The sequence below is a fragment of the Lysinibacillus sp. BS3 genome (assembly GCF_039614735.1).
GTDB classification, from domain to species: domain Bacteria; phylum Bacillota; class Bacilli; order Bacillales_A; family Planococcaceae; genus Lysinibacillus; species Lysinibacillus capsici.
In genome coordinates, this window is record NZ_CP154860.1 from 4,214,324 (window position 1) to 4,230,968 (window position 16,645).

General features: G+C 39.0%; 13 protein-coding genes and 1 other annotated feature. Of the genes, 11 read left to right on the forward strand and 2 right to left on the reverse strand.

Features of this window, described 5'->3' with window-relative positions:
* The first annotated feature begins 1 nt into the window (after position 1).
* The 3 genes from trpA to AAJG31_RS20990 all read left to right on the forward strand — a co-directional run bounded on the left by trpA (position 2) and on the right by AAJG31_RS20990 (position 3,802).
* A complete protein-coding gene (trpA, locus tag AAJG31_RS20980; RefSeq protein WP_066036497.1) occupies positions 2 to 793 on the forward strand; it encodes a tryptophan synthase subunit alpha in 792 nt (263 codons plus the stop codon).
* Positions 794 to 935: 142 nt separating this feature from the next.
* Positions 936 to 3,266: a single-stranded-DNA-specific exonuclease RecJ gene (recJ, locus tag AAJG31_RS20985; protein ID WP_279495622.1), complete on the forward strand. Its 2,331-nt coding sequence runs from the start codon at positions 936 to 938 to the stop codon at positions 3,264 to 3,266.
* A 23-nt stretch (positions 3,267 to 3,289) separates the two neighbouring features.
* Positions 3,290 to 3,802 (forward strand): adenine phosphoribosyltransferase, encoded by a 513-nt coding sequence (locus tag AAJG31_RS20990; RefSeq protein WP_004226730.1) that lies wholly within the window; start codon positions 3,290 to 3,292, stop codon positions 3,800 to 3,802.
* A gap of 39 nt (positions 3,803 to 3,841) precedes the next feature.
* On the opposite strand, the gene AAJG31_RS20995 is transcribed toward AAJG31_RS20990, so the two are convergent.
* Positions 3,842 to 4,300 (reverse strand): MarR family winged helix-turn-helix transcriptional regulator, encoded by a 459-nt coding sequence (locus AAJG31_RS20995; protein ID WP_048392110.1) that lies wholly within the window; start codon positions 4,298 to 4,300, stop codon positions 3,842 to 3,844.
* Positions 4,301 to 4,484: 184 nt separating this feature from the next.
* Here AAJG31_RS20995 and AAJG31_RS21000 point away from each other — a divergent pair, with 184 nt between their 5' ends.
* The 7 genes from AAJG31_RS21000 to AAJG31_RS21030 all read left to right on the forward strand — a co-directional run bounded on the left by AAJG31_RS21000 (position 4,485) and on the right by AAJG31_RS21030 (position 13,048).
* Positions 4,485 to 5,735: an MFS transporter gene (locus AAJG31_RS21000; RefSeq protein ID WP_048392111.1), complete on the forward strand. Its 1,251-nt coding sequence runs from the start codon at positions 4,485 to 4,487 to the stop codon at positions 5,733 to 5,735.
* A gap of 113 nt (positions 5,736 to 5,848) precedes the next feature.
* Positions 5,849 to 6,940, forward strand: coding sequence for a winged helix-turn-helix transcriptional regulator (locus tag AAJG31_RS21005; protein ID WP_279495621.1), 1,092 nt, complete (start codon positions 5,849 to 5,851; stop codon positions 6,938 to 6,940).
* Positions 6,941 to 6,944: 4 nt separating this feature from the next.
* Positions 6,945 to 7,859, forward strand: a complete 915-nt coding sequence (locus AAJG31_RS21010) for a pseudouridine-5'-phosphate glycosidase (protein ID WP_048392113.1) — start codon at positions 6,945 to 6,947, stop codon at positions 7,857 to 7,859.
* Positions 7,860 to 8,064: 205 nt separating this feature from the next.
* On the forward strand, positions 8,065 to 10,260 hold the full coding sequence (locus AAJG31_RS21015) for a bifunctional (p)ppGpp synthetase/guanosine-3',5'-bis(diphosphate) 3'-pyrophosphohydrolase (RefSeq protein WP_048392114.1): 2,196 nt from the start codon (positions 8,065 to 8,067) through the stop codon (positions 10,258 to 10,260).
* 32 nt (positions 10,261 to 10,292) lie between these two features.
* Positions 10,293 to 10,733 carry a D-aminoacyl-tRNA deacylase gene (dtd, locus tag AAJG31_RS21020; RefSeq protein ID WP_279495620.1) on the forward strand — a complete coding sequence of 147 codons (441 nt, stop codon included), beginning with the start codon at positions 10,293 to 10,295 and terminating at the stop codon, positions 10,731 to 10,733.
* A 71-nt stretch (positions 10,734 to 10,804) separates the two neighbouring features.
* Positions 10,805 to 11,020: a DUF2642 domain-containing protein gene (locus AAJG31_RS21025; protein WP_004226745.1), complete on the forward strand. Its 216-nt coding sequence runs from the start codon at positions 10,805 to 10,807 to the stop codon at positions 11,018 to 11,020.
* A gap of 621 nt (positions 11,021 to 11,641) precedes the next feature.
* Positions 11,642 to 13,048, forward strand: a complete 1,407-nt coding sequence (locus AAJG31_RS21030) for an AbgT family transporter (RefSeq protein WP_054550044.1) — start codon at positions 11,642 to 11,644, stop codon at positions 13,046 to 13,048.
* Between the two features lie 46 nt (positions 13,049 to 13,094).
* Here the strand turns inward: AAJG31_RS21030 and AAJG31_RS21035 are convergent, their stop codons facing one another.
* On the reverse strand, positions 13,095 to 14,681 hold the full coding sequence (locus AAJG31_RS21035) for an SH3 domain-containing protein (protein WP_048392119.1): 1,587 nt from the start codon (positions 14,679 to 14,681) through the stop codon (positions 13,095 to 13,097).
* A gap of 164 nt (positions 14,682 to 14,845) precedes the next feature.
* Positions 14,846 to 15,088, forward strand: a binding site (T-box leader).
* Positions 15,089 to 15,319: 231 nt separating this feature from the next.
* Between AAJG31_RS21035 and hisS the strand changes: the two genes are divergently transcribed.
* Positions 15,320 to 16,588 (forward strand): histidine--tRNA ligase, encoded by a 1,269-nt coding sequence (gene hisS, locus AAJG31_RS21040; RefSeq protein ID WP_016991629.1) that lies wholly within the window; start codon positions 15,320 to 15,322, stop codon positions 16,586 to 16,588.
* Positions 16,589 to 16,645: the final 57 nt, after the last annotated feature.

Sequence of the window (16,645 nt, forward strand, 5' to 3'; positions counted from 1 at the left end):
AATGACAACTTTACAGCAAGCGATCGATCAGGCAAAAGCTGAAGGTCATAAAGCTTTTATACCTTATATCATGGCAGGTGACGGAGGGCTAGAGACCATTAAGCCAACTATTTTAAAACTGCAGCAATTAGAGGTAACAGCTATTGAAGTAGGGATTCCTTTTACAGATCCTGTTGCCGATGGTCCAACAATCGAACGAGCAGGAGAACGTGCACTCAAAGCTGGTGTGACATTAAGAAACGTGTTGCAAACACTCGCGTCATTTAGAGATGAAATAACAGTGCCCCTCGTAGTCATGACTTATTTCAATCCAGTATTAGCATATGGCTTAAAGTCTTTTGCGCAAGCCTGTGTAGCTGGAGGAGTTAAGGGTTTAATTGTACCAGATGTCCCATTGGAAGAGAGCGAGTTGTTACGTGATGCATTAAATCCATATGGCATTGATGTGGTACAGCTTATCTCATTGACAAGCCCTCCAGAGCGTATAGCACGCATCGCAGCAGCTAGTCAAGGTTTTGTTTATGCAGTGACCGTTAATGGGATCACAGGAGCAAGATCGCGTTTTGCCGATAATTTAGAACAGCATTTTGCAAGCTTACGTCAAGCAAGTCCAATCCCTGTGCTTGCAGGCTTTGGTATTTCAACACCTGAGCAAGTGAAAAAGATGGGGGCTTTGGGAGATGGTGTAATTGTCGGTAGTGCCATTGTGACGGCATTGCATCAAGGAGATTTGGCAACGGTGGAAGCATTAGTAGCCGCCTCGAAAGGTATGTTAGAAAAGTCTACTCTTTAGAAGAGTAGGCTTTTTTTGATGATGAAATAAATGGGAAAGTGACGAATAGAAATTAAAAATCGATGGATAAAACTATCAATCTAACGGATAGTGCGCAACCTATAGAAATTCGGTATAATAGCTTTCGTAAGGAAGTGAGCAGATGATTCTATCAAAAAAAAGATGGCAGGTGGAGCGTCCTGACGCAACACTTGTACAAGCATTACAAAATGACTTACAACTTTCTGCGATTGCAGCAAAAATTTTAGCAGCACGAGGCTGCGAAACAACGGCTGAGGCAGAAAGCTTATTAAATATGACTGAGGCAAATATCCATGACCCATTTCTTATGCATGGTATGGCTGAAGCGGTAGCACGAATTGAACAAGCACTAGAAAATGGTGAGAAAATTTTAGTGTATGGTGATTATGATGCGGATGGTGTGACAAGCACAACCGTTATGTTACATGTTTTACTAGATCTTGGAGCAGACGTCTCCTTTAAAATTCCGAATCGTTTTATCCATGGCTATGGTCCGCATGAAGCCCTATTTCGGGAGGCCTATGAAGATGGTGTACAGTTAATCATTACAGTGGATAATGGTATATCTGGTATTGAGCCTATTCGAGTAGCAAAGGAGCTTGGTATGGATGTCATTGTGACAGATCACCATGAGCCAGGTGAGGAGCTACCACCAGCAGATATTATTCTTCATCCCCGAATACCAGAAGGGCAATATCCATTTGGCGAGCTAGCAGGAGTAGGGGTAGCCTTTAAGCTGGCACATGCTCTTTATGGTGAACTACCAAGCCATCTAATAGAATTTGTGGCGATTGGCACTGTAGCAGATTTGGTTCCGTTGGTGGATGAAAATCGCTATCTCGTGAAGAGGGGCATACAAGAAATGCGTCGTTCCCTTAGTCCATGGGTACAAGCGATGTGTGACATAGCCAGTACAGAGCAGACGAAAATTACAGAAGAAACGATTGGCTTTTATTTTGGTCCACGATTGAATGCTGTTGGTCGTCTAGGTGAAGCAGCTCCTGGTGTCGAATTATTAATGGCGGAGGATAATGCTAAAGCAACCGCATTGGCAAAAAAGCTAAATGCCTGCAATACCGAGCGCAAAGATATTGTGAAAAGTATTACAGATGAAGCCATCGCACTGATTGAAGCAGATGAAAAAATCGGCAATTCCTTAGTTCTTGTTGTTGCTGGCGAGGGCTGGAACGCAGGTGTTGTAGGAATTGTAGCCTCACGTCTTGTTGAACTGTATTACCGTCCAACGATTGTGCTGTCACTCGATCCCGAAAAGGGCATAGCAAAAGGTTCTGCTCGAAGTATTGAAGGTTTTCATCTATATAATGAACTAGCTAAAAATCGAGATATTTTACCGCATTTTGGTGGACATCCTATGGCTGCAGGTATGACCTTATCATTAGAGCATGTGGATGAACTACGTATTCGCTTAGATGCTCAGGCAAGAGCCTGTTTAACAGAGGAGCAATTAACACCTATAGTGCATATTGATATACCGCTCAGCATAGACGAAATTTCAGCGGATGCTATTGAGGAAATTTCAACACTAGGACCATTTGGCACAGATTTCCCTAAGCCTGTGTATGTGCTGGAGGATGTAGAAATCGCCTCCATGCGTAAAATTGGAGCGGGCGAGAATCATATTAAAATGGAAATAACAAACGGCTATGATAAATTGGATAGTGTTGGTTTTAACAAAGGGCATTTACATGATGAATTAACGTATGGCATCAAAGTTTCCTTTATAGGCGATTTGCAAATTAACGAATGGCAGGGACGTAAAAAAGCCCAATTTATGATCGAGGATGTCCAAACTACAGAATGGCAGTTATTTGATATTCGTGGTATCCGTCAAACAGCTCGATGGCTGAATACGGTACCGAAGGACGTGGCCCGGTTTATCGCCTTTCGTCCAGAAACGATGACCTATTATCAATCATTAATCGGTGCACCTATTACACTGGTTGACCCAGCCCTTTCAAATATTGAACAAAGTGATTACATCGTGCTCTTAGACTTGCCACACAATGTTCAAAAGCTAGAGGACGTTTTACAGAAGACAGCCCCTTCACGTATTTATGCTCATTTTTATATGCCTGACTCGCAATACTTCAGTGGTCTACCTACTCGTGAGCAATTTGCTTGGTATTATAAGTTCTTGAAAAATCGACCAGCCTTTCCGCTTGATATGCATATCGCAGATTTAGCGAAGCATACGGGGTGGCCATTAGATACACTAAAATTTATGACACAGGTGTTTTTTGAGCTTGATTTTGTTAAAATGGAGAGTGGACTGACGACTGTCAACGTGAATGCTCCAAAACAAGCACTAACAGAGGCACCGTCTTACAAACAACGTTCAGAACAGATTGAAATGGAGCAAAAGCTTGTCTATGCTCCTTATATAGAATTAAAACAATGGTTTGATGAACGTTTAACATCAGCGGACGAATAACGTTTCGTAGGAGGAGCAATAACATGGATTTAAAGCAATACGTTACAACGGTTGAAAATTGGCCGAAAGAGGGCATTACCTTCAGAGATATTACAACAATTATGGATAATGGTCCTGCATACAAATATGCAACAGACCAAATCGTAGAATATGCAAAAGAAGTGGGCGCTGAAATTATTGTTGGCCCTGAGGCACGTGGTTTTATTATCGGTTGTCCAGTTGCCTATGCACTTGAAATCGGCTTTGCCCCTGTTCGTAAACCTGGTAAATTACCACGTGAGGTAATTAGTGCAGACTACGGTCTTGAATATGGTAAAGATACGTTAACAATGCATCATGATGCAATTAAGCCTGGTCAAAAAGTTTTAATCTGTGATGATTTACTAGCGACTGGTGGTACAGTTGAAGCAACGGTTCGTTTAGTAGAACAATTAGGTGGTCAGGTAGTAGGCTGTGCATTCCTGATTGAACTTCTAGAATTAAATGGTCGCGAAAAGCTTGGCGATTTAAATATTAAAACACTTATTCAATATTAAGAGCATGGCAAAAAGCGCCCTACACTGTGGGCGCTTTTTTTATACTTCGTCATAGGCTTGAATAATTTTTTGCATTGTTCGCAAGGTATCGTAGAAATCTGCGTATTTTTCGGTTCCAATATCCTCGATAATTCTATCTTGAATGCCTTGCCAAATAGGTGCTGCTTCATGCAGCTTTTCTAAACCTTTTTCAGTGAGCGTTATTTTTTTGGTACGAGCATCATTGATATCTCGCTTTAACTCAACATAGCCATGTTGCTTTAATAGATTAATATTACGTGTTATAGTGGTTTGATCCAGTTGTAAAATTTCACCTAAACGGCTGATTGAGACAGCTTGTTGAAGGTCGATATGTGCAAGCATTGAATATTGTGTAACTTTTAATCCTGTAGGCTGTAGCAGCTTATCATATAATTGTGTGACAACCCTTGTTTTTTTTCTAAGGTTTGCACAAACACAAATTTGTGTATAATCAATATTTTTAAGTTGATTCTTCATCGACAGTACTCCTTTAAGGGGATTCTACTAATTATAAGTATACACCCAATAACTAGAAATTACTTCTTGACAGCTTTATGAACGATTACTATGATTATACATGTATATACATATAAATGAAATAAGCGGACTTAAACATGTATATACATGTTTTGTAGTCTATCAAAGAAAAGAAGGTGTTGAGGTGAAGCGTGTTCATTATAGTTGGTTTATTTTAATCGTCACATTTTTCTCGATAATTGTCGCAGGAATTACAATGTCATCATCTGGCGTGTTTATCGACCCTCTTGAAAAAGAATTTCACTGGGATCGTTCAACCATTGCTTTAGCCTTTGCTGTAAGTTTGTTTTTATATGGCATATCTGGACCATTTATGGCTGCATTACTTGAAGTCATTGGCCTAAAGAAAATGATGCTAGGTGCTATGGCAACTTTAGTATTAGGAATGACTTTAACATTTTTGATGAGTGAATCCTGGCAGCTAATCGTTATTTGGGGGGGCATTATTGGTCTTGGAGCAAGTCTTTTTTTAACTGTCCTTAGCCCATATGTTGCGAATCATTGGTTTGTAAAACGCAGAGGATTAGCGGTTGGTATTTTAACGGCAAGTACAGCCACGGGCCAGTTAATTTTATTACCAGTTCTAGCTATCATTATTGAACACTATTCTTGGCGATGGGCTATCACATTAATGCTACTCCTTAGTATCATAATGTTTTTCATGATTGCGCTTTTTATAAAAAATAGACCTCAGGATATGGGGTTAACTCCTTATGGACAAGAGGAGGCTATAGAGGAACAACAAATACAGCAAAAGAAGAATCCAATAGCTATGGCTTTTAAAGGTTTATTTGAGGCGATTAAGGTTAAAGCATTTTGGCTCTTAGCAGGTAGCTTTTTTATTTGTGGGCTATCGACAAGCGGATTAATTGGTACTCATTTTGTTTCTTATTGTATTAGCTTTGGCGTTCCTTTAGTCACTGCCGCATCATTCCTTTCTTTTATGGGCATTTTTAATTTATTAGGTACAACTGCGTCTGGCTGGTTATCTGATCGCTTCGATAATCGGTGGTTATTGTTTTGGTATTACCTGTTAAGAGGCGCATCTCTATTATTGCTCCCTTATGCACTTGCACAAGGATCATTTGTTTTATTAACGATTTTCACGATCTTTTACGGACTAGATTGGATTGCTACAGTGCCACCAACCATCAGTATTACACGACAAATTTTTGGTATGCAAAAAAGCAGTATTATCTATGGGTGGATATTTGCTTCACATCAAGCAGGAGCGGCGGTTGCAGCGTATGGTGGAGGGTTAATTTATAAATTTTTTAACTCTTATACATGGGCTTTTTTTCTTGCAGGAATGTTTTGTGCAATGGCCAGTTTATTCGTCATCATTGTTAAAAAACAAACACCTCAGCAAGCATAAACAAAAAAAGTTGAACCTCAGTAAGATGAGGTTCAACTTTTTTAATAAAGAATCTTTTGACATAATGCAAACAAAAGTTTATAATATAAACAAATATAATAAAAGGTGATGCTATGAATGAAAGAGAACAGGCGGTGCTTGCTTTAATTCGCCAGAATCCGTTTATGTCTCAGCAAGAAATGGCAGATACAATGAATCTGTCGCGTCCTGTGCTTGCTAATTTAGTGTCTAGTTTAACGAAGCAAGGAAAAATTGTAGGTCGTGCTTATATATTACCCGAAGAAAATGAAATTATTTGCATCGGTGGAGCTAATTTAGACCGCAAATTCCATGTCAAGGGCAATGTTCAATTTGGAACATCTAACCCTGCCAGTTCTTCCTTTAGTGTAGGTGGTGTTGGTCGAAATATTGCTGAAAACTTAGGCAGATTAAACCACCAAGTGACGTTACTGACAACGGCAGGTAAGGATGCTGATTGGCAAGTGATCCAAGAGGCTTCGGAATCCTTTATGAATCTACGTTATGTAGAGCAGCTTGCAGAGGCTTCCACAGGTTCTTATACTGCCATCATGGATGAACAGGGTGAGCTAGCACTAGCTGTAGCAAATATGGAGGTTTACGACCTTCTGTTACCGAGCTTGTTGAAAAAACATGAAACAATGCTTGTAAACGCGGGCTGTTTTATTTTGGATTTAAACTGTCCAAAAGAAACAGTGGCGTATATCCAGCAAGTAGCCCTTGCTCGTGATATTCCACTTGTTATTGTGCCAGTATCTTCGCCAAAAATGAATCGACTACCTGAAACATTACAAGGCGTAACTTGGTTTATTTGTAACACAGATGAAGCGGAAACGATTGTTGGACATAAAATTGAAAACGCTACCCATTATGAAAAAGCTTTACAACAGCTCCTACAATTAGGTGCGGAGCATGTCATTATCACGGCTGGTAGCAAGGGCGTTTATGCAGCATCTACAACAATTGCCCCTTGTCATGTTGCCGCTAAAGTGATTGACAAAATTGAAGATGTGACAGGAGCAGGAGATGCCTTTGTTAGCGCTGTTATTCACAGTTGGCTGACTGGACAATCTTTTGAGACATGTATTGATGCTGGATTAACCAATGCAAAAAATACATTGGCATCTCCTTATACAGTAAGACCTGAATTATCAGTAGAGTTGTTGAAAAATGAAATGGAGGAATAACAACATGAAAGAATTCATCGTATTATCAGAAGAAGTAAAAGCAGGACAAGCAAAAGGTCTACCAATCGTTGCGTTAGAATCAACAATTATTTCACACGGTATGCCATACCCACAAAACGTGCAAACTGCGCGTGAAGTTGAGCAAATTATTCGCGATAATGGTGCAGTCCCAGCAACAATTGCATTAATTGATGGAAAAATTAAAATTGGTCTATCAGATGAAGAACTAGAAATGTTCGGTAATGCTCAAGGTGTTGCAAAAGCTTCACGTCGTGACTTAGGCTACTTACTAGCAACGAAAAAATTAGGTGCTACAACAGTTGCAGCGACAATGATCTGTGCAGAGCTTGCAGGTATTGAAATCTTTGTTACAGGTGGTATTGGTGGTGTACACCGTGGTGCGGAAACAACAATGGATGTCTCTGCTGATTTAGAAGAATTAGCACAAACAAATGTTGCCGTTATCTGTGCGGGTGCAAAATCTATTTTAGACATCGGTCTTACATTAGAATATCTTGAAACAAAAGGTGTGCCAGTGGTTGGTTATGGTACGAATGAATTACCAGCATTCTACACACGTCAAAGTGGATTTGATGTAAACTTCCAATTAGATACGCCAGAAGAAATTGCAGCAATGCTATCTGCGAAATGGCAATTAGGCTTAAAAGGTGGCGCTGTCATCGCAAATCCAATTCCTGAGTCTGAAGCATTAGAGCATGCATTTATTACAAACATTATTGAAAAAGCTTTAGTTGAAGCTGAAGAGAATGGCATTCAAGGTAAAAATGTTACACCATTCTTACTTGGCAAAGTTAAAGAATTAACAGAAGGTAAAAGTCTTGATGCCAACATTGCATTAGTGAAAAACAATGCAGTAGTCGGCGCGAAAATTGCTGTAGCTTACAATCAATTACATTAATCAATTTGTCGAAACAAGGACTCTTTGTGACGTGAAGTCGCAGAGGGTCTTTTTTATTAAAAAGAAGAATATTTTTTCCATTTTTCGAACTGTTCACGAGATTAACTAAACTAAATGATACAGTCTCTTTACAATAGACCACAATATTTTATACAATTAAGTTTATATCTAATCTGAAAAATTTGACGAGCAAGGTGGACATGTTATGGCGAAAGAGCAAATTTTGACTCCTGAGGACGTTTTTGAGTTAGTCAAATCCTACATGAATGATGAAAATGTCGCATTCGTGAAAAAAGCATATGAATTAGCAAGGGATGCCCATATTGAGCAATTCCGTAGCTCTGGTGAACCGTATATTATTCACCCAGTACAAGTAGCAGGTATTCTAGCTGAATTACAAATGGACCCAGAAACTGTAGCGGCAGGTTTTTTACATGATGTTGTCGAAGATACGGATTTTACACGGGATGATTTGGTACGTGAATTTGGCGAAGAGGTGGCCGTGCTTGTTGATGGTGTTACCAAACTAGGGAAAATTAAATATTTATCTAAAGAGGCGCAGCAGGCAGAAAATCATCGGAAAATGTTTGTGGCTATGGCGCAAGATATTCGTGTCATCCTCATTAAGCTAGCAGACCGTCTTCATAATATGCGTACGTTAAAGCATTTACCTGCTGAAAAGCAACGACGCATTTCAAAAGAGACGCTCGAGATTTTTGCACCACTTGCTCATCGTCTTGGAATTTCGACTGTAAAATGGGAGCTTGAAGATACAGCACTGCGCTATTTAAACCCACAACAATATTATCGTATTGTCAGTCTGATGAAGAAAAAACGTGATGAACGTGAAGCTTATTTAGAAAACGTGATGGCTGAGATGAAATCGCAACTGAATGAGGTTGAAATTGACGCAGATGTCTATGGTCGACCAAAACATATATACAGTATCTATCGAAAAATGGTGTTACAAAAGAAACAGTTTAATGAAATTTATGATTTATTAGCCATTCGTGTTCTTGTCGATAGTATTAAAGATTGCTATGCCGTATTAGGGATTGTGCATACACTTTGGAAACCAATGCCAGGACGCTTTAAAGACTATATTGCTATGCCAAAACAAAACCTGTACCAGTCCCTACACACGACTGTTATTGGACCATATGGTGATCCGTTGGAGGTACAGATTCGTACAAAGGAAATGCACAAAATTGCAGAGTACGGGATTGCGGCGCACTGGGCATATAAAGAAGGCAAAAACGTTGATCATCAAAAGCAGAATGTCGACCAAAAATTAACATGGTTCCGTGAAATTTTAGAATTTCAAAATGAATCTTCCAATGCAGAAGAATTTATGGAATCCTTAAAATTTGATTTATTTTCTGATATGGTTTATGTCTTTACACCTGAAGGTGATGTCATTGAATTGCCAGCAGGTTCTGTTCCTATTGATTTTGCCTACCGTGTTCATTCCGAAGTGGGAAATCGTACGATTGGAGCGAAAATCAATGGGAAGATGGTACCGCTTGATACACCATTAAAAACGGGCGATATCATTGAAATTTTAACTTCTAAACAATCCTTTGGTCCGAGTCGCGATTGGCTAAAAATAGCTCAATCCTCGCAGGCGAAGAATAAGATAAAGCAATTCTTTAAACGACACCTGCGTGAAGAAAATATTGTCAAAGGTAAAGAAATGATAGAAAAAGAAATCCGTGCTCAGGATTTCGATTTAAAGGAAACGATGTCCTCCGAAAACCTAAAACGGGTATGCGACAAATTTAACTATACGAATGAAGAAGATTTGTATGCTGCAGTTGGTGTGAATGGTATTACTGCGCAACAGGTCGTAAATCGTTTAGCTGAAAAACGTCGTAAAGAACGTGAGCAGGAAGAAGCATTAGAGAAAATTGAACAAAAAATGAAAAATCCAATTCCACAAAAACGTACGGAATCGGGTGTTATTGTAAAGGGTATTGATAATATGCTCATTCGACTTTCTCGTTGCTGTACGCCCGTTCCTGGTGATGATATTGTAGGTTTTATTACGAAGGGTAGAGGTGTTTCTGTCCATCGTGAGGACTGTCCAAATATTCAAATTGAGGATGAGCAGGAGCGCTTAATTGAAGTAGAATGGGAGCATGGTGTCATTCCTGAGAAAAAGGAATACCCTGTTGATATTGAAGTTTCAGCTTTTGATAGACCTGGCATTTTAAATGAAATCATGCAAATTGTTAGTGAAACGAAAACGAATATTTTAGCAGTAAGTGGTCGTGCTGACCGTGATAAAATGGCAACAATTCATTTAACAATTTCTATTTCAAATATTTCACATTTGCATAAAGTAGTTGAGCGAATTAAACAAACACCTGATATATATTCGGTGCAACGTGTCATTAACTAATTGATAGGCAATATAGAATTGGGGTTTAGTACATGAAAGTAGTATTACAGCGCAGTAAAGCTGCCTCTGTAACAGTGGACGGAACTGTTACAGGAGCAATTGATCATGGCTATGTTCTTTTAGTGGGAATCACACATGAAGACACACAAGAGGATGTTGCCTATTTAGCAAAAAAAGTAGCCAATTTACGTCTCTGGGAAGATGCAGATGGAAAAATGAATCATTCGATCTTAGAGCATGGGGGCGCTATTTTATCCGTCTCACAATTTACATTGTATGGGGATGCAAAAAAAGGGAATCGTCCAAGTTTTATCACTGCAGCTAGACCGGAAGCAGCTGAGCCACTGTGGGAGGCTTTTAATCAAGCTTTACGCGAGCAGGGCTTACATGTGGAAACAGGTATTTTTGGTGCCATGATGGATGTAGCACTAATTAATGATGGTCCAGTCACAATTCTTCTAGAGTCCAAATAATGGAACATTTCCTATAATTCCTTCATATACTAAAGAGTATGGTTAGTTTTATAGGAAGGAGTGTCTTAAACATGACGCAGACGAGAAGTATAACAAATCCATATTTATACGAAACTCTTAACATGATGATTGGTCAGGCAGTAGTTGTGCAAACAGAAAAAAATATTCAACAAGGTATTTTATTATCCATACTACCTGACCATATGGTTCTTGAGATAAATCGTACGCCTTTCTTCATTCGGATGGAGGAAATTGTATGGGTGACATTGGAAACTACAAAAAAATGAGAAAGTATGAACCTTCAAATCATAATAAATGATAGAAGGTTTTTTTATTTGTTTAGGGCAAATAAAAATACCTAAATAGCAAATTTATTTCGAAGAGATAAAAACTATTAAAACAGTTGCTACTCTTTGAATATTATTTTTTTAAAAAAATATAAACGATATGTAAGAAAGTCCATTTGATTCCTCATGGATAGTTAACCTACGATTTCCATTCTACTTACAACCTTTGATGTCTTTCATCCCACTAATAAGGGGATCTTTATGAAGTTCATGAATAAAAAGCATTTAAGGACAATGTATACAACTTTATCATTCTAACACCGCCGCATATTGCTCCTGCCTTAATAAAAAACAATTCGTCATATAAGATAAAATTATTATTTTGGAAAACAAAAAATAAGGTTGAAAATGCCCATTATTATTTGAGTATGTGTATAAAATTTTCCATGTTTATAGAAGAGGAACAAGAGGTTTAATTAGGAAAGATAGCGTGTGCTTTCAGAAATAATAGAAAATTAATACTTTACAATAAATTTAAACTCATGTATATTTATTTTCAATTAGCGACAAATAGCGACAATATACTGCTAATGTCTAAATCAGAAAAAGGAGCGTGATTTAATGGAAAATGAACAGGGGGTCAAGAAGAAAAGCTGGTTGAAAGTACCTCATACATATACGATTATTTTTGCTATTATTTTTTTAGCAGGTATTGCAAGCTATATTATACCAGCGGGTGAGTTTGAACGTGTAGAGGATGAAGAAGGGCGAATGCTCGTTGTAGATGGAAGCTATCATCATATTGAGAGTGAGCCAGTTTCCTTTTTTGAAATGTTTACAGCGGTTCCAATGGGTCTCGAAAAAGGGGCTCAAATTATTTTCTACATTTTTTTAGTCAGTGGTGTATTTGGTATTATTCGTTCTACAGGTGCTATTGAGGCTGGTGTTTATAAAGGAGTAAAAGCTTTAGAGGGCAGAGAGAAATTACTGATTCCTTTATCGATGATTTTATTCTCTGTTGGTGGTTTTACAATGGGGATGGCGGAAGAAACTATTATTTTCGTACCAATTGGTGTGGCCATTGCACGCGCGATGGGCTTTGATGCTGTAACAGGAACAGCCATGATTACACTTGGTGCCGCCAGTGGATTTTTTGGAGGAATGCTTAATCCCTTTACGGTAGGTGTAGCACAATCCTTAGCGGATGTACCATTATTCTCAGGGATTGGCTTCCGTGCTGTTGTCTATGTTTTTGTATTAAGTTTTGCTATTTTTTATGTATCTCGCTATGCTTTTAAGGTGAAAAAGAATCCTCAAGCAAGCGTTATTTACGATATTGAGCAAAAAGCTAAATCCAATGTTTCAGCGATTGACATTCCTGCATTAACAGGCAAGCATAAATTCGTATTTATTGTCATGGCTTGTGGGATTGGCTTTAATATTTATGGTGTCTTTAACTGGGGCTGGTTCTTAACGCAGCTAACTGCATCCTTTTTAATAATGGGGTTAATTGCAGGATTAATTGGTGGTTTAAAACCTGCTACTATCTTTGATTCCTTTATTGAGGGAGCCAAGGCCGTAACATTTGGTGCTTTAATTGTAGGTTTTGCCCGTGCTATTACAGTTGTTTTAGAGCAGGGGAAAATTATTGATACAATCGTTTATGCAGCATCAGAAACAATTGGACATTTGCCACATGCTATCAGTGCAATCGGCATGTTATTTATCCAAGCTCTTTTGAATTTATTTATTTCATCTGGTAGTGGACAGGCAGCTGCAACAATGCCGATTATGATTCCAATCACTGATTTACTAGGATTAGAGCGACAAGTGGCTGTTTTAGCCTTCCAATATGGGGATTCCTTAACGAACTCTATTATTCCTACTTCGTCTGCATTAATGGCGTATTTAGCTGTTGCAGGTATCCCATATGAAAAGTGGATTAAGTTTATCTGGAAGATGATTCTTGGGTGGGCATTGATTGCCTGTCTGGCGCTAATTGCTGCGGTAGCATTAGGAATATCTTAAATATAAAAAAGCTGTGGATGTTATCATCATCCGCAGCTTTTTTTGCTTATTCTTCTTGTTCATTAAAGTAGTTGAGAATTCCCTGATAAATACCAAGAGTCGCTTGTTCACGGAATTTAGCTGTTGTAATGACGCGCTCCTCACTGGAATTACTTAAAAAGCCTAACTCAATAAGGACGGCCTTTTGACGATTCTCTCGTAAAACTAAATAATTCCCTTGTTGTGTACCACGGTCTCTTAAATCTAGTTTACTGGAAAGACCATCATGAATTGCTTCAGCAAGCCCTTTTTGATTGCTATTCATATAATAGGATGTGAAGCCGTTAATGGAGCTATCATCTGTCGCATCATAATGAAGGCTAATAAAGGCATCTGCCTCATATTGATGGGCAATCGATACACGCTTACGCAATGCCACATATTCATCCGATTCTCTCGTCATGACAACGTTTGCGCCAGCAGCACTTAACTTGGAAGCAAGCAAAGTAGCCGTTTTTAACGTAATGCCCTTTTCCTCTGTACCTCGTTGACCAGTTGTGCCATGATCATTTCCACCGTGACCAGCATCAACAACGATTGTTAATCCAGTTAAAGTACCTTTTTTGCGAGGCTCTTCCTTTTCTTTCTGTGGACTTGTCGCTTTATTGGAACTTGTTGTGACCACCCAGTTCGCGACAAAAGCTGTTTTTTCGTCGTCTATTTGTATTTCATAAAAATCATTTTTAACGCCTACTATCGGGTAATTTACACCAGCATCTACACGTTCAACCACTTCTGCTGCTGTTGAGGCATCCGTTCGTAGGTTTGTCCCATTATAAATAATCGTAACAGACTCTAACTCTTTGGAAGTTGATGTTTTTGAGGTACTTTTTACTTTATTGGAGAATGTACCGTAAAAACTATAGACCCAACCTACTTTTTTATCATTGTACTGAATTTGTACCCAATTATGCTCATGTGCGAGGACTTTAAAGGCTTGTCCTTTTGTTGCTGTGCCGATTTTTTTAGCATTCAAATCTGGCTTCTTACGAACATTAAGGGTGTCCACTAAAATGGTGAAGGTTGTATCTTTGTTAGCGGGTGCCGTGGTTGTAGTGGTTACTTCTACAGCATCTTCTTTGGGTTCTGTTTCTTTTTTAGGGTTATCGTTGATCGTGACATAATCCTTCGACACCCATCCTGTTAGTCCATTCCAATCGATTTTTGCCCATTCTCCATTTTCTTCAACAAGGTTTGCTTGGTTACCAGTAGAAAGTTGACCAAGAACAGCTGAAGAGATATCTGGTTCTGTTCGAATATTTAAACGGTCAACTTGTGAAATGACGGTTTTGTCGATCACTTGTTTAGCATTAGTAGGTGCTGTCAGCCAAGAGGCAACCCATCCTTCGTAATTACCTGCTTTGACTTGGTACCAATCACCTTCTCGACCGATTGAGGTTAAAGGGTCACCTTCTTCTAAAGTCGTAATAATGGGATAAGACAATCCAGGACCCTCTCGCAAATGAAGAATCGTTCCAGCGACTTTTAGATCACTGGTGTCAGCGGAAGCTCTTTGAACAAAGTTCTTATTTGGCATCGCCATCGTTACCATTAGTACGAAGATGATTATACTATGTAAAATTTTTGTCCTCATCAGATTCCTCCTATTCCTTGTGCTATTTTACCATGCTTTTATCATAAAATTCGTGGTAAAATGGTAACAGAATTAGTTATTTTCAACATAGACTGATGAAAAATACAAAAATAGTTGACATTGCTTTAGCTAGTGACTAACATAAAGGGTAATCGAAAAATGATTAATCGCTTATGACCAAGCAAGTAGCGTATACCACTATTGGAAAAGAGAGGGAAAGACTTAGGCTGCAATCTTTCCTACAAAAATGTATCACGTGAATAACACTTGAGAGGCTTTTTTCTGAAAAGCAGTGCCTAGTAGGAAAAAACGGAATCGGCCGTTATCCGATTAAGAGGAGGACACATGTAATCATTTGTGTCAACTAGGGTGGAACCGCGGAAGCTTATACAGCTCTCGTCCCTTGCTATTGCAAGGGACGAGGGCTTTTTTGTTGTTCAAAAAGTAATGAGTTTTTTAAGAGGGATTGTTGTTTTTGCTCAGAAAAGAGGGGAAGGCGCTCTAATTAGTATGAAAAGCGCTCATCAAGGCTGTAACCCGCTCCAACCGGACAAAAATTTGCTCAACCAAAGCATGCATTCGCTCAAAGTGGGACTACAGCTGCTCTATCATAAGCAATCAATATAGGAGGGAATTACATGAGTTTTAAAGTGCCACGAGGGACACAAGATATTTTGCCAGGTCAATCTGAAAAATGGCAAAAAGTTGAAGCAATTATTCGTGATATTTGTCGTGTTTATCGCTATAACGAAATTCGCACACCAATTTTCGAGCAAACGGATCTATTTGCACGTGGTGTTGGGGAAACAACTGATGTTGTACAAAAGGAAATGTATACATTTGAAGATCGTGGAGGGCGTTCATTAACACTACGTCCAGAAAATACGGCTGGTGTCGTACGTGCCTATGTGGAGCATAAAATGTTTGGTGCTCCTGATCAGCCAGTTAAGCTTTCTTATTTAGGACCAATGTTCCGCTATGAGCGCCAACAGGCTGGTCGTTATCGTCAATTTGTACAGTTTGGAGTAGAAGCAATTGGTTCAGCAGATCCTGCAATTGATGCAGAAGTCATTGCTCTTGCTATGGACGTCTACGAATCAGCGGGTTTAAAGGATTTAAAATTAGTGATTAATTCTCTTGGCGATAAAGAAACACGTGATACACATCGTACTGCTTTATTACAGCATTTTGAGCCACATATTCATGAATTTTGCTCAGACTGTCAAAATCGTTTACAAAAGAATCCATTGCGAATTTTAGATTGTAAGGTAGATCGTGAGCATCCATTAATGCAAACGGCTCCAGCGTTAACTGATTTCTTAACAGAAGAGTCAGCTGCTTATTTCGATCAAGTGAAATCGTACTTAGATACATTGGGTATTTCATATGAGGTCGATCCAAATCTTGTACGAGGACTTGATTATTATAATCACACAACCTTTGAAATTATGTCCACAGCATCAGGCTTTGGTGCTATTACAACATTATGTGGTGGTGGACGCTACAATGGATTAGTGCAAGAAATTGGCGGTCCAGATGTACCAGGTATAGGTTTTGCATTAAGTATTGAGCGTTTGTTGCTGGCACTTGAAGCGGAGGGTGTTGAATTAGACACAGCTTCAGGGCTAGATGTTTACATTATTGCAATGGGCGATGAAGCGAAGCAAAAGGCTGTTGAGCTGACAAGCACTTTCCGAGCGAAGGGACTTGCGACAGAGATGGATTATTTAGACCGTAAAATGAAAGCTCAAATGAAATCAGCGGATCGACTAGGTGCAAAATATACGCTTGTTCTTGGCGAAACAGAACTTGAAGAGCAAGCAGCGGCTGTAAAACATATGGAATCTGGGGAGCAGCACAAAGTGGCGTTCTCAGAGCTAGTGAACTATTTAACACAAAAAGCTTAAAAATAGACAGAGGGCATTTCTAGGAAATGCTACATAAATTGAAGATATTTTGGAGGA

What these genes read in the sequence shown, in the direction of transcription:
- AAJG31_RS21035 (WP_048392119.1), bottom strand. Translation starts at nt 14,681, where the DNA reads ATGAGGACAAAAATTTTACATAGTATAATCATCTTCGTACTAATGGTA.
- dtd (WP_279495620.1), top strand. Translation starts at nt 10,293, where the DNA reads ATGAAAGTAGTATTACAGCGCAGTAAAGCTGCCTCTGTAACAGTGGAC.
- hisS (WP_016991629.1), top strand. Translation starts at nt 15,320, where the DNA reads ATGAGTTTTAAAGTGCCACGAGGGACACAAGATATTTTGCCAGGTCAA.
- AAJG31_RS20995 (WP_048392110.1), bottom strand. Translation starts at nt 4,300, where the DNA reads ATGAAGAATCAACTTAAAAATATTGATTATACACAAATTTGTGTTTGT.
- AAJG31_RS21025 (WP_004226745.1), top strand. Translation starts at nt 10,805, where the DNA reads ATGACGCAGACGAGAAGTATAACAAATCCATATTTATACGAAACTCTT.
- recJ (WP_279495622.1), top strand. Translation starts at nt 936, where the DNA reads ATGATTCTATCAAAAAAAAGATGGCAGGTGGAGCGTCCTGACGCAACA.
- AAJG31_RS21010 (WP_048392113.1), top strand. Translation starts at nt 6,945, where the DNA reads ATGAAAGAATTCATCGTATTATCAGAAGAAGTAAAAGCAGGACAAGCA.
- trpA (WP_066036497.1), top strand. Translation starts at nt 2, where the DNA reads ATGACAACTTTACAGCAAGCGATCGATCAGGCAAAAGCTGAAGGTCAT.
- AAJG31_RS21015 (WP_048392114.1), top strand. Translation starts at nt 8,065, where the DNA reads ATGGCGAAAGAGCAAATTTTGACTCCTGAGGACGTTTTTGAGTTAGTC.
- AAJG31_RS20990 (WP_004226730.1), top strand. Translation starts at nt 3,290, where the DNA reads ATGGATTTAAAGCAATACGTTACAACGGTTGAAAATTGGCCGAAAGAG.
- AAJG31_RS21030 (WP_054550044.1), top strand. Translation starts at nt 11,642, where the DNA reads ATGGAAAATGAACAGGGGGTCAAGAAGAAAAGCTGGTTGAAAGTACCT.
- AAJG31_RS21005 (WP_279495621.1), top strand. Translation starts at nt 5,849, where the DNA reads ATGAATGAAAGAGAACAGGCGGTGCTTGCTTTAATTCGCCAGAATCCG.